Consider the following 12,821-nt stretch of genomic DNA (forward strand, 5'->3'; position numbering starts at 1 on the left):
ATTCTCCCTATCCTATGCGTCCGGAGGCATTGTCCTTCAGTGGCGCTTATCACGGCCCCTCGCGGAGCGACGCGCCTTACCATGTGATTTACCGTCTTCTTCGTAATAGTAGTAATTACTCGCGTTTATTCTCTTAGGATCCGCAAAATTCAGGATGAAACCGAGTACCGGTACCTCACTGGTGTGCAACGACTCCACTGTAGCGTGCAGTTCCTTTTTATCCGCGACGCCCTTACCAACGACCAACACCACACCATCGGCCTGTTTCCCGAAGATGGCGGCATCGTTGGCCACAGACAGCGGTGCAGTGTCAAGAATGACATAGTCATACTGGGTCAATGCCTGATCGATTAATTCGGTCATGATGACCGAATTAAGTAATATGCTCGCGTTGCCGGGACGCTTACCCGCCGGCAGTATATGGAAATTAGGCTTCCAGTACTGCTGCACGATCTCCCTCGGCGACGCCTGTCCGGAAAGAATATGTGATAATCCCACATGCCCTTCCAGACCCAACGCTCGAGCAACGGACGGATGGCGCAAGTCACCGTCAATCAAAAGAACGGACTTACCCTCCTCGGCGATCGCCGATGCGACATTGACCGACAGCGTCGTCTTGCCCTCCGATGGCTCGGTAGACGTAATGACGACGAGATGTCCATGGTCGTTCGTATTCGGACTCAGGAACGAGATATTGGTACGGATGCGTCTGATCTGTTCAGCCTCGTGGCTCGAAGGCTCCGCCACCACAACCGGCTTCCGTTCTTCCATACGCGAAGAACGGGGAACGGTACCCAACGATGAGGCATCCGTCAGAGTCTTGGCGTCCTCGAGGCTATCCACTCTAGTATTGAGCACGTCCCTCAGCAACGCCGCACCAACGGCAACGATCAACGCCAGAACGAAGCCCGCGGCCAGATATAATGGGATTTTCGGCGAACTCGGTGCAGTAGGAGTCTGTGCCTCCTGAACGACGGAGAGTTGAATGGGAGATTTACCGGCATCATTGCTGTAGAGACTCGAAGATATCTGCTTTGCCAGATTCTTGGATACACTATTGGCGATCTGCGCCGACTGCTGCGCATCGCCGGTTTCCACCGCGATATCGACCATGAAGGTATTGGTCGGATTCGTAGCGGTAACCGTGTCGGCAAGATCCTTGACACTCATATTCAACGACAAGTCGTCAATGACTGGCTGAAGAATGGCTTGCGTCTTAATCAGCTGGGGGTAAGTCTTGATCTGCGTGGACAGATACGAGGCTCCGGAATTCATTTCATTTGAATTTTGAGTACCGTCGGACTGCCCCGAATAGGTGGCGAACAACTCCGCAGTTGCCGTGTATTTGGGAGGCGACAAGAAAGTAAAAGCAGCCACCGCGAGGAATACCACCACGAAGGCGGTAACTACAGTCACGACATGTTTACGCAACACGTGCAGCAAATCAGCAATAGTCACAATGTTCCCCGTCTCCCGTTGGCCCTCAGACGCCGAAATTATATCATTGCACACAGAGTAGCCAGCCCTCGGCGTTACTTCGGATTCTCTCGCACGCTGCGATGCCGAATTTCACCGGCCATGGGGACCGTCACACACCCAATCCCACCAACCCACGCACCCTGCGATGCATCATCTCACGTCACCAAACATTTCTGGATGCTTACGCATGCTAGTTAGGATTCTGCGTAATGCACGGTTCGTATCGTCAGCCGCGACTTCGAAATGAGCGAAATCCTGATGATGCGGATCCGCGATGTCTTGGGATACGGGCATCGAAGCTCGGATCAACGGCGCGGCGTCCATCACGGATTGTAGGCGTTCCTCGATGGTCAAGCCACGCACCAGTCCATGTCCTGCGCAGTGCACGCATACATCGGCGAACTCGTTGAGCAAGAACGTATACCGTACAGCAACCGGAGCAATAGAGACGATGCGTTGACGTTGCGCACGTTCGAAACAGAGTATGAGATCAGCGGACGACGCCATCGCCCGCGTCAGCCTCCTCGAATGGAATCCACTCGAATCGATGCCTACGCTGTCCATCAATCGGGCACTGGATGGATCAATGGCGTGTCTCGACAATCCGTGTGTTCCCGCACTCGACACCTGTATCGACGTTCCCTCGAGATATCTGCTCATCAGGAGTTCCGCCATGGGAGACCGACAGATATTCCCAGTGCAGACAAAAAGGATATGCATGGTGCTCCTTTAATGGATGGTACCGAAGAAAGTATAGGCGTCTACCGCTTATCGGTAGTGGTGCAGGCCCCGGTATCGGTGGTGATTCCCGGATCCTTCCAGCCCATAGGGGTCTGGTCGAGCACGAGATCACCCGTGGCCTTCGTGGATGTAGTGACATCGAAGGTATACTTCACGCTGGCGCCAGGAGCCAACTTCGCAATGCTGGCCTGCAACGACGAACCGTTCATCGTCTCTTGCCGTGCATCTGATACGTCACCCGTCGTGTTGAGATTGGTCAAAGAACCTCCGGCCGGAGCGTACATCAGAACCTTCTCCAGTCCAATGTTCTGGAGTCCATCCGCAACCCCGGAAATATACCGAGGCAACGTTCCTACCTGGTCGGTGGTCAAGGTGTTGGTCAACAGGTATTCGACGTGATACGTCTGTGAACCATTGGCGTTGCAACTGGTGCGAGTGATCTTCGAGGTCCGGTGAATATACCAATCCATCTTCGATGGATTCTGCTGCGTAACATATACCCCGACGGTCGGATTCGTGTCGCTCTTCGGCGTCTGCGGCGTGAACCCACCCTTGCTCAGGGACGCCTGCATACCGGCATCAAAGGAATACATGGCGAAATGCCGTTGCTGTGCCATGGTTCCCATGGTCTTGCCAATGGCACTGAGCTTTTCGAAACTCACGTTGTCGAACAAATTACCGATGCATTGCACCGCCACCTCCTGGAAATACAGATCCTGTTCCGCCGGTGCATAGTCCTTGTAGACCGTGTTGAGGAGGAATTCGGCGGTGTTGTCGCCGGTCAGCACCTGCCCATTCGACAGTTTCACAGTGCCGTTGATGGCGATGAGCTGCTGCAGGAAGACCGGATCCATCATAAGCACACCATCAAGGGTCCTTCCAGCGCCCCATGGAGTTCTGCCCCAGATCGCCCGCATGGCCTCAGCACTGCGGGAAGTATCCGGGAAAACGGCGAGATCCCTGATGTCGAACGACATGCGCAATGGGCCCCAGGCGTTGAAGATACGCGACTCGTCGGCGGTGGGATCCCCAGGTCCAAACTTGATGTACTCCTGGTTGGCCCGGAAATCGTCGATGGCGATCTTGCCGTTCTGCGTCCGCATTTCACCCACGGAACCGATCAGCCCACCCGCAGAACGAGCTTCCGACGTGGTCATGGCCATGACCGCATACGTCCGTGCCTGACCGGCCCCCAAGAAACCCGGCAGGATGTTGAGCGTGTTCGATAGGGCGTCAGCGGTCTTGGCCACGCTGCCGAGTTGATCACGGGCAGTGGAGTACGCATCACGCACCATCGGTATCCGTGGTGTCGGCAGGTGATTCAACCCCTGCACATCGCGTTGCAGTGCTTGATTGGCTGTATGGACACCACTCTGAGCATCAAGCAGCGGCTGCAGGTTCAACCCACCATCCACCGACTTCAGCGAAGTGGACTTGAGTCCACTGACCGATTCGATGAATTGCGGCATGGCATCTGTCACCACCCCGTGCACCGCCGAAGTCATGCCTTGCACGGTTACCACATCATCGCCGATAACGGGCAAGTGCGTCATAAGATTCCACATAGTCCCGTGTGCGATAGCCTGGGCGGCACCAGTCTCCTGCTGAATCTTGGGCAATTGCTCGGAGACCGCATCCAAACTCTGCCCACCACTCTGGGCGGCACCGAGCAATGCGATGGCCTGTCGCTCGTGCGCCTTGATTCGCTGCACATCACCGTAGACGCGAAACCCCGCGTAGCCCAGTAGACCGACCATCACAATCGCCAGGCACAGCAGGGACCAAAGCAACGGATGACCATGCTTTCGGATCACCCCGTGCTTGGACGTTTCCCGTCCCATTGCCGAACGTCTACTCATACGAATACCTCAATATCATGTTGTGACCACTCAGACACCCTGCGTCGTCGACATGCCAAGTCTCCATATGACTATAAAGCGAACGATTGGAAAACGGACAATTGGTCGTGTCTTCGTTATCTAGTGTGACCTATCCCCGTGTTACCTTTAATCTACATAAGCTGAGAGTCTTGGGGGAGAGTCAATATGCCAGAGGATGAGGCTACACAGGAAATTGACGTTGCTTCGATGAGAACCTCTCGCGTGGCCGGTCACGGCTATCCCGCCTCATTGGGGCATGAACCAACAACGGCACCCGTTCCCCCACCTGCTCCATTCTCGTCCACTGACACGCAGACAAATTCTGGAGAATCACGGAATCCCGCTCCGGCCATTTTCTTTGACGGGTCTTATATCGTGCCACCGGCACGCCCTTCCATGGACGGTACACCCGCACCGCGGCGGCATGTCCGGCGTCTCTTCGAATATGCCGTTCCACGTTGGAGTCTGTTATACACCAGTACATTGATCATGCTCGACATGGCGATGACTCTGCTCGCCGCGGCTATCATCATGATGTTGTACCCCGAAGCACATGCCTACCCGTTCAGTCATGCCATGATTCATAACGGTATGTCCGAATATCTCACACTCATCTGCCTGTCGTGGTTCGTCAGCTTGGCCCTGAGTCATATCTTCGAACGTCACACCATGGGTGAAGGATATGAACTCTACAGCAAGATATACAAAGCCGCCTGCATCAATTTCATTCTCCTGGCAACGATCAGCTATTTGAGTAAAATGGACACCCCACGATCACTGACCGTTGGTGTCCCGATACTCACCGCATTGCTCACCACCATCGAACGTTGGCTCATGCGGCGCGCGTTGCAACGCAATCGCCATCGGGGCGAATACAACTATCCTACGGTGGTCGTCGGTTCACCCGAAGGCCTGCACCGCGTTATCGCCTTGCTTGAAGAGCATAAAGGCTTGGGATATGATCCAATCGCCGTCTGCCCGGTTGTGGCTGTGCAGACCGATCATGATTCTTCAGGTCCCCAACATCTTGTCTCCGCACCGTTCACGCCAATCAACGACAGGGAACGTACCTTACGCGTGTTGCCCATGAACTCACATTTGCCGCAGACAGCGAAGTACCTCAAGGCCAACACCGTGATGATCGCTGATGTCATCGAACGATATTCCGAAACCATGCGGACGCTCTCGCTTGCCGTTGAATCCATGGGCATCGAACTTGCCTTCAGCTCGGCGGTCGCCGATCTCGACGGAGCCTCGCTGCACCTGCGCAACCACCCCTCAATGCCGGTCTTCACCGCACGACTGCCCCAGTACTCCATGCTCACGAGAACGAGCAAGCGACTCGTGGATATCATCGGATCCTCAATTGCTTTGGTGCTCTCCTCCCCCATCATGGCGTTCATCGCCATCAAAGTGCGCATGGAGGATGGTGGACCGGCGATCTACAAGCAGCAGCGGATCGGACTCTACGGAAAGCCCTTCACTCTCTATAAATTCCGTTCCATGAGCGTGAATGCCGATAAGCAGGATGTGTCACTGGCCGAGCAGACGGGCGCAGACCACGGCATCCTGTTCAAACCAAAGAACGATCCTCGCGTCACCCCATTCGGACACTTCATTCGCAAGACATCGCTGGATGAGTTCCCCCAGTTCTTCAACGTGTTCATCGGCAATATGAGTCTCGTCGGCCCGAGGCCGCAGCAACGGTACGAGGTCGAGCAATACGGCACGCTGTATTCAAGCCGGCTTCTGGTCAAGCCCGGTATTACTGGATTGTGGCAGATCTCAGGTCGCAGCGACCTGAGTCAGGAGGAGGCCGAGCATCTCGACGTCTCTTACATCCAGAACTGGTCCATCACCGGCGATCTCGCCATATTACTGAAAACAGTGAGTGTGGTCATCCGGGGTACCGGCTCGTACTAGACCCCTTTCGTGGCGTATCCACGCTGCGGCGTAGAATATCGTCGTTATTACATAGTCATCCCACAGCCGGCGCATATCACCGGTCATATGCGGGGATATGAGGGGCGTGGCATCACACGGCGATAAGAAGAGGCGGCAGACGCATGGCAGGGCGTGGCATCGATAGGATATCCGCGGATTCAGGCACAGTAGCGAATACGACCGATGCACAACCACTGTCCACAAAGCGTGATTTTTCGGCGGTCCTACCTAAAAACGAGGCCTACGTCGACGGCCATCTGTCGAAGCCGGCGCTGATCTCGATCGCCATCCTCACGTTCATCACCTTCGTAGGCAACTTCACCCAGTTACAGCTCAGCGCGGCTCTGCCGACCATCGTGAAAGAATTCGATATCAGCGTGACCACCGGCCAGTGGCTCACCTCCATCATCATGCTCACCATGGGTGTCATGGTGCCGCTCACGGCATTCCTCACGAGGCGGTTCTCCACCCGACAGATCGTCATCACCTCCATGGTGGTGTTCACGCTCGGTTCGATCATTGCCTGGCTGGGACCGACGTTCCCCATCGTCCTGGCAGGTCGCGGCCTCGAGGCCATCGGGTCGGGGGTCATGTGGCCCGTGCTGCAGATCACCGTCTTCTCCATCTACCCGTTGGCCCGCCGCGGCCTGGCCATGGGCACCGTGGGCATGGCCATGAGCGTGGCGCCCGCCATCGGCCCGGTGTTCGGCGGCTGGCAGACCGATGCCAACGGATGGCGTTCGGTCTTTCTCACCCTGGCCGTTATCGGCGTCATCGCACTGTTGCTGGCGACATTCGGCCTGCGCAACTTCGTGCAGCATGATGGTTCTGTCAAGGCCGATTTGTTCTCGGTATGCCTGTCGATCATCGGGTTCGGCAGCGTGATGTTCGGCGTCACCAACAGCGAAGCGTACGGTTTCGGCAACGTCATGGTCTGGCTCCCCATCATCGTGGGCATCGCCGGCATCATCTGGTTCGTGCTGCGGCAGATTCACCGGGCACGGCTCTTTCGCATCGCCTCCGAAAAAGTCTTCGCGGCCAAACGCGCCGGCGCCAGTCCCGAAGTCATCGCCCATCTCAAAGCGGCGAAGGTCCAGCCCCCGCTGCTCGATCTCAGCGTGCTGCGCAACCACAGCTTCACCGTGGGCACGATCACCGCGACCCTGAGCTTCTTCGCATTCAGCACCATCACCGTGATCATCCCGCTCTATATTCAGAACGACCGCGGGTTCTCGGCCACCATGAGCGGTCTGGTGATGCTGCCCGGCGCTCTGGGGCAATGCATCGCACAGTTCGGCGGCGGCCGCCTGCTCGACCGCTTCGGTGCCCGCCCCGTCACCTTGGTGGGTTCGATCACGCTGCTCGTCGGCACGCTGATGATGGCGATGATCGGTCCGGACACTTGGATCTGGTGGGTCTCGATCTGCCAGTTCATCCGCCAGATCGGCATGGGATTCGTACTCATGCCTGTCACCACCTGGTCACTCAACTGTCTACGTTCCACCTCGGTTTCGGCCGGCTCGGCGGTGACCAACACCTCGCGTCAGCTGGGGGGTGCCATCGGGGCGCCAATCCTCGTCATCGCGATGGAGTCGATTACGAAACTGCGTCAATCGGCCTTGGGCGGTGGTGCGGCGCATGCCGTGGCGGCCAGTATCTTCGGCGTGCGAATGTCGCTGTATATCAGCGCGCTCATCACCTTCGCCATGGTGGTGCTCGTGTTCTTCGGCGTCAAGGGCGACGGCGCCGGATCGACGCGCGACCTCACCCATCAGGCATTGCATCGACTGCACGAACAGATCGAGCAAGAGCGCAACCACATCACCGGGGCGTGGCCCACGCATATCGACTGAGTAACGCTCATCGCTGGATGACCAGCACCCGTCACCCGCTGTCCTTCACCGACCGGACAATCGGGACATTGCATTCACCTGACCATCATCAATCGCCCCGTTCCGACAGCCGGGAATGTTACCGCTTCGGCACCTCCTGCGCCGGACACCCGTGGAGAACGGCCTTCATCGCCCGCTTCTCCTGGCTCGTCACCGTGAGACCGTACTTCTCCTTGACCCCGATCTGGCGAGAGACGTAACTGCATCGGTAGGCGCTGTTCGTCGGCAGCCAATACGCGGCGGACGCCGATCCCTTCTCCTCGTTGCTCGGCCCGTCGACGGCCAGCAGATTGTAGGGGTCATTGCCGTAACGATAGCGTTGCGCGGTCGTCCAGCTTTTGGCACCGGACTGCCACGCATTCTGCAACGCCACCACGTGATCGATCTGGACCGCCGTGCTCGTGGTCGGACCACGGAGGAAATGTATGGTCCTGGCGGTGTAGGGGTCATTGAGTACACCGGATTTGACCTGACAGCTACCGCGGCGTTTGTACATCATCTGCGTCAGGTCCCTGGCCAGGACATCCTCGCGAATATCACAGCCGTCACCGTCCTCATCGGTCTGGCGATAGCCGAAGGCCTCCCTGTCATACCCGGCCACGCTCGGCCGGTCATCGACCTTCAGACCGTCCAACGCCTGGGCGGCCGGTCCGCTGGCGGTGTACTCCCCGGTCAGTTCGCCCACCGGCCGACTGATCTTCGGCAACAACACGCCAATGGTGATGCCCACCACGATGGCGACCACCAACAGCATCAGGATACGCTCCAGCGGACTGCTGGAGTCGAAACGACGTTTGCGAAATCTGGATGACATGCTGGCGCGCACCCTCACGCGTAGGAGAAGGTCTGCGGATCATGCCCGGCGCGAACAGGGCCGTCCAGACCGTCGATGGCGGCATGCTCGGACTGCGTCAGGGCAAAGCCGAACAGATCGAGGTTCTCGCGCTGACGATCGGCATGCACCGACTTGGGAATGATGATGGTCCCGTTCTCGATATGCCAGCGCAGAATCACCTGGGCCTCGCTCACGCCATGCTCTCCGGCGATGCGCGATATGAGACCATGTCCCGCCTGCAGATCGGCGCCTCGTGCCATCGGTGAATACGCCTCGACGGCTATGCCATGCTCTCGGCAGAACGCGACCGTATCGCGCTGCTGCCAAGTCGGATGCAGCTCGATCTGATCGACGGCGGGCCACTCGCCCGTCTCGCGATGGAGACGTTCGAGGTGTTCGGGCAGGAAATTACACACGCCGAGCGTACGGACCCGGCCCTGTTCCTTCAACTCCCGGAACGCTGTCCACGTCTCCCCCGAGCGCCAATCGAACGGCGTCGGCCAATGAATCATGTACATATCGACGTAGTCAAGTTGCAGGAGCCCGATCTGCCGGTCGAAGGCTCGCAACGCAGCATCATGGCCCTGCTCGGAGTCGCGCAGCTTGGTGGTCACCCACATGCAGCCACGGGCGTCGCCACGGGTCAGTCCCGCCTCAGCGAGCGCCCGGCCCATCCCCGCTTCGTTGCCGTAGCCGGCCGCACCGTCGATGTGGCGGTACCCGGCCTCAAGTGCGTTGAGCACAACGGGCGTCGTTTCCTCGTCGCTCACGCGCAGAATACCCAGTCCTACTTGCGGGATGTGGTTGCCGTCCGACAACGCGATATCCAGCACCGCCGAGTTTTGGCCCTTGGATTCCAACGTCATGGTCATCATCGCTCCGTTCATTGCCGTCCGCTCAACGTCACACCGCATGCCCGACACCACCTGCATCATACGGATGGCGCATCGGAACGGCCGCTGAGGCAGGTCCTCTATCTGTTGATTCACGATAGCCGGGCCGTGGGATGACCAGGCCGACCAGCGGTGGCAGCGGCGCGGGACGTATGCGCAAGCTCGGCGCATGCCGCATCAGCGTCGGGACACCCGTCCCTGCCGCATGACCAGTGTGCCGTTGGCGATGCGCTCCGCCCCTCGCAGATCATGGGTGGCCATGACACACGCACATTCGTGGGTGTCGAGATAGCGTCGTACTGCTTCCATGTCGTCGCTCACCCGATCCTCGTCCTGTCCGGCAGCCGGTTCGTCAAGGAGCAGCAGTTGCGGACACGACACGAGGCAGGTCGCCAGGGCCAGACGCCGTTTCTGCCCTTCGGACAGTGCCAACGGATACCCCGAGGCGAGACCAGCCAACCCCATCTCCTCAAGCACCGCCATACAAGCCTCTCGATCGGCGTTTCGGGCGAGCATTTCGGCGATGACACTGGCGGTGAACAGCTGGTAATCGGGGTTCTGCCACAGGTAGGCGGTCCGCAGCCCCGACGACGAGGCGCCAAGCCGCCACAGCCGAAACCCCTCGGCACGTGCGGATGCCCGTCGTATGATGCGTCCCCGCCCGTCAAGGCATCGACCCGCGCTGGGGTGCAGGACGCCGGCCATCACCGACAACAGCGTGCTCTTCCCGGCCCCGTTCTCCCCCAGCAACATCAGGGCGTCGCCGTCGTGAAGCTCGAGCCGATCGATGTCGAGTGTGGTGCGCCCATGCCGACGCACACGCACGCCATCCATACGCGGCAGCGGCACCCGGACACCCGTACGGATGTTCTCGCTGTGGTGTTCCTCTGGCCTCGGGCAATCATCCGACACCGCACCGGCATGGGAGCCAGAGCGTTGAGCATAGGGCATCAGGGTACCGGGACGTAGGGTACAGGGATGCAATGTGCAGGGCCGTATGCCGCCGTCGATCAACTCGACCGTGTGATCGGCGTACGGCTCGACCTCACGGATCCGGTGCTCGCACACGATGATCGTACGGCCCGCATCGGCCAGACGCCGCAGCGCGCCCATGACCGTGGCCGCACCCTCACGATCCAAGCTGGCCAAGGGTTCGTCGAGCAACAACATCGGCCGATCCATCGCCAGGGCCGCCGCACAGCATACGCGTTCCTGCTGCCCGCCCGAGAGCCGGGCCGCGGCCGCCGTCGGGTCGAGGTGGAACATCGCGCTGTAAGTGCGCACCCTGCGCTCGATCTCCTGTGCCGGCACCGCGAGGTTTTCGCATCCGAAGGCTATCTCATCTTCGACGGTGGCATTGAGGATCTGCGCTTCGGGATTCTGCTGCACGAAGCCGACCGTCTGCGCAATCTCGCAAACGGACCGTCCTGTATGCGACACCCCATCGACGAGCACGTCGCCCCGCCACCGCATTGTCGGCTCATGCGCCGCCAACCCGGCGATGCAGGAAAGCAGCGTCGACTTGCCCGATCCGGAGGCACCCGCGAGCACGGTAAGACTGCCCGCAGGCACCGTCCACGAACAATCCTTGATAACCCACGGTTCACCGTCACCGTACGCGCACCATAAGTGACGCACCGTAAGCGCAGCGACCGCAGCGGTATGACTCACGACGCCACTCACTACGCCACCCCCACCGTCACCCATGCCGCTCACCCATGCCTCACCCATGGCAATGTCACCGCCACGACCATGGCGAGGGCGAGCAACACCAGGAATGCCACGTCACGACGATGCAACGCCACCGGATGGTAGACGCTGGCGGGCACCCGCGAATCGAGACTGAAACACCGCATCTCCACGGAGACGGCCATGCATGTGCTGATGACCATGACCCGGTTCATGAGCGGCACGGCGATGCGAACCAGCTTAACCCCGCGACCCCCACCCCGAGGCACGGTGCGCCAAGCCGTATACACCATGTGCATCTGTGCGGCCAGCAGGTGCATCGATCGCAGTGCGATGAGGATGATGAGCGCCACCGTCCGTGGGGCACGCATCTGGTTGAGCATACGGACGAACGCCAACTCCGGCACACAGACGAGCGGCGTAGCGGACAGCCACAAGGTGGCGAAACGCACGACAATCATGCCGGCCGATGCCATGTCGCCGGTGATCCACGCCGTGGACAGCGCCATCACGACGCCCGCGGGAACGAACACCATCATGGTGCGCAGCAGCGGGACCGTCATGCCGTAGCCGCATTCGACCAGGCACAGCAACCCCATGAACACGCCTAGACGCCAGGGGTCACCGCATATCAGGAAGAACACGAAGGCGGCGATGGCCGACGCCATCGCGACGCCGGGATGCAGCACCGCCAGGACCACGGCACCACGGTTCACCGCAGACGCCCGTGGGCGATCAGCTCGCGCCCCACCTTCACGCCGAGCAGCGAGCCGCCCACCGCCAGGACCACCGTCATGACGAGCACCACCGCGACAACCAGGTTGAACGACATCACGGTGCTGAGATTGCGACCGAGCACGAGTGTGTAATACAGGACCTGCACCGGGACCATGGCGATGGGCGTGAATATCGACACGGCGTACACCGCGGCGATCCGACGATAGTCACGGTAGATCGCCAGGATGATCAGCTCGGCGATGAGCCCGGTGAGCAGCGCCATGATGCCCGAGGCGGGACGCATCATCAACGACAGTAGAGCGCTCACGGCGGCGATGATCGTGGCCGAACCGGGCTTGCGCACCTTGAGCACGCCGACCGCCATGAAGAAGGCGAAGAACGGCGCCACGCACATCTGTGGCAACCCAAATAATCCGATGGCGTGCAATGGTGCGGTCAGGGCGCTGCACACGAGTACCAGGGCGCCGCTGATGGCGAGGAATACGATGTCACGCACGCCGAACCCGGCCCAAGCGCCGAGTGCGTCGTGGGCTTGCGCCTCAGCCGATGACCGCCGATCAGCCGTCACGCCTTCGACGATGTTCGTCGGCACGTGGCTATCCGATGGTGGGTTACTTGTCTGTGTCATGATGCTCCTTCACGTGGTGATGTTGCGGACAATGGCGAGGAGTGATCTCACCCAGGAGAACGATTGCCGTGTACATAACCACCTGCACCCTGCAACGGCACG

10 protein-coding genes are annotated in these 12,821 nt (G+C 59.5%); 2 read left to right on the forward strand and 8 right to left on the reverse strand.

The window, feature by feature from the left end:
* Positions 1–36: 36 nt before the first annotated feature.
* From BMON_RS01850 to BMON_RS01860, 3 genes are all read right to left on the reverse strand, one after another.
* Positions 37–1,458, reverse strand: a complete 1,422-nt coding sequence (locus BMON_RS01850; protein WP_033512442.1) for a tyrosine-protein kinase domain-containing protein — start codon at positions 1,456–1,458, stop codon at positions 37–39.
* A gap of 171 nt (positions 1,459–1,629) precedes the next feature.
* Entirely contained in the window at positions 1,630–2,199 is a 570-nt protein-coding gene (locus BMON_RS01855) for an arsenate reductase/protein-tyrosine-phosphatase family protein (RefSeq protein ID WP_033512333.1), read from the reverse strand.
* Between the two features lie 41 nt (positions 2,200–2,240).
* The gene (locus BMON_RS01860) at positions 2,241–4,079 is read right to left on the reverse strand and encodes a DUF4012 domain-containing protein (RefSeq protein WP_081882766.1); all 1,839 of its coding nucleotides are present in this window, start codon (positions 4,077–4,079) and stop codon (positions 2,241–2,243) included.
* Positions 4,080–4,265: 186 nt separating this feature from the next.
* Between BMON_RS01860 and BMON_RS01865 the strand changes: the two genes are divergently transcribed.
* Both BMON_RS01865 and BMON_RS01870 read left to right on the forward strand, forming a co-directional pair.
* Positions 4,266–6,023: a sugar transferase gene (locus BMON_RS01865; protein ID WP_237745286.1), complete on the forward strand. Its 1,758-nt coding sequence runs from the start codon at positions 4,266–4,268 to the stop codon at positions 6,021–6,023.
* Between the two features lie 143 nt (positions 6,024–6,166).
* On the forward strand, positions 6,167–7,897 hold the full coding sequence (locus tag BMON_RS01870) for an MDR family MFS transporter (protein WP_081882768.1): 1,731 nt from the start codon (positions 6,167–6,169) through the stop codon (positions 7,895–7,897).
* Between the two features lie 118 nt (positions 7,898–8,015).
* On the opposite strand, the gene BMON_RS01875 is transcribed toward BMON_RS01870, so the two are convergent.
* From BMON_RS01875 to BMON_RS01895, 5 genes are all read right to left on the reverse strand, one after another.
* On the reverse strand, positions 8,016–8,750 hold the full coding sequence (locus BMON_RS01875; protein WP_033512434.1) for an HNH endonuclease family protein: 735 nt from the start codon (positions 8,748–8,750) through the stop codon (positions 8,016–8,018).
* 14 nt (positions 8,751–8,764) lie between these two features.
* The gene (locus tag BMON_RS01880) at positions 8,765–9,637 is read right to left on the reverse strand and encodes an aldo/keto reductase (protein WP_033512433.1); all 873 of its coding nucleotides are present in this window, start codon (positions 9,635–9,637) and stop codon (positions 8,765–8,767) included.
* 204 nt (positions 9,638–9,841) lie between these two features.
* Positions 9,842–11,395 (reverse strand): ABC transporter ATP-binding protein, encoded by a 1,554-nt coding sequence (locus BMON_RS01885; protein WP_081882769.1) that lies wholly within the window; start codon positions 11,393–11,395, stop codon positions 9,842–9,844.
* The gene (locus tag BMON_RS01890; protein ID WP_033512331.1) at positions 11,377–12,069 is read right to left on the reverse strand and encodes an energy-coupling factor transporter transmembrane component T family protein; all 693 of its coding nucleotides are present in this window, start codon (positions 12,067–12,069) and stop codon (positions 11,377–11,379) included. Before BMON_RS01890 ends, BMON_RS01885 begins: the two co-directional genes overlap by 19 nt.
* Complete coding sequence (locus tag BMON_RS01895) at positions 12,066–12,719, reverse strand: ECF transporter S component (RefSeq protein WP_152595744.1); 654 nt, start codon at positions 12,717–12,719, stop codon at positions 12,066–12,068. Before BMON_RS01895 ends, BMON_RS01890 begins: the two co-directional genes overlap by 4 nt.
* Positions 12,720–12,821: the final 102 nt, after the last annotated feature.

This window comes from Bifidobacterium mongoliense DSM 21395, assembly GCF_000741285.1.
In the GTDB taxonomy this organism is placed as follows: Bacteria; Actinomycetota; Actinomycetes; order Actinomycetales; family Bifidobacteriaceae; genus Bifidobacterium; species Bifidobacterium mongoliense.

What these genes read in the sequence shown, in the direction of transcription:
- BMON_RS01855 (WP_033512333.1), bottom strand. Translation starts at nt 2,199, where the DNA reads ATGCATATCCTTTTTGTCTGCACTGGGAATATCTGTCGGTCTCCCATG.
- BMON_RS01860 (WP_081882766.1), bottom strand. Translation starts at nt 4,079, where the DNA reads ATGAGTAGACGTTCGGCAATGGGACGGGAAACGTCCAAGCACGGGGTG.
- BMON_RS01865 (WP_237745286.1), top strand. Translation starts at nt 4,266, where the DNA reads ATGCCAGAGGATGAGGCTACACAGGAAATTGACGTTGCTTCGATGAGA.
- BMON_RS01870 (WP_081882768.1), top strand. Translation starts at nt 6,167, where the DNA reads ATGGCAGGGCGTGGCATCGATAGGATATCCGCGGATTCAGGCACAGTA.
- BMON_RS01875 (WP_033512434.1), bottom strand. Translation starts at nt 8,750, where the DNA reads ATGTCATCCAGATTTCGCAAACGTCGTTTCGACTCCAGCAGTCCGCTG.
- BMON_RS01880 (WP_033512433.1), bottom strand. Translation starts at nt 9,637, where the DNA reads ATGACGTTGGAATCCAAGGGCCAAAACTCGGCGGTGCTGGATATCGCG.
- BMON_RS01885 (WP_081882769.1), bottom strand. Translation starts at nt 11,395, where the DNA reads ATGGGTGAGGCATGGGTGAGCGGCATGGGTGACGGTGGGGGTGGCGTA.
- BMON_RS01895 (WP_152595744.1), bottom strand. Translation starts at nt 12,719, where the DNA reads ATGACACAGACAAGTAACCCACCATCGGATAGCCACGTGCCGACGAAC.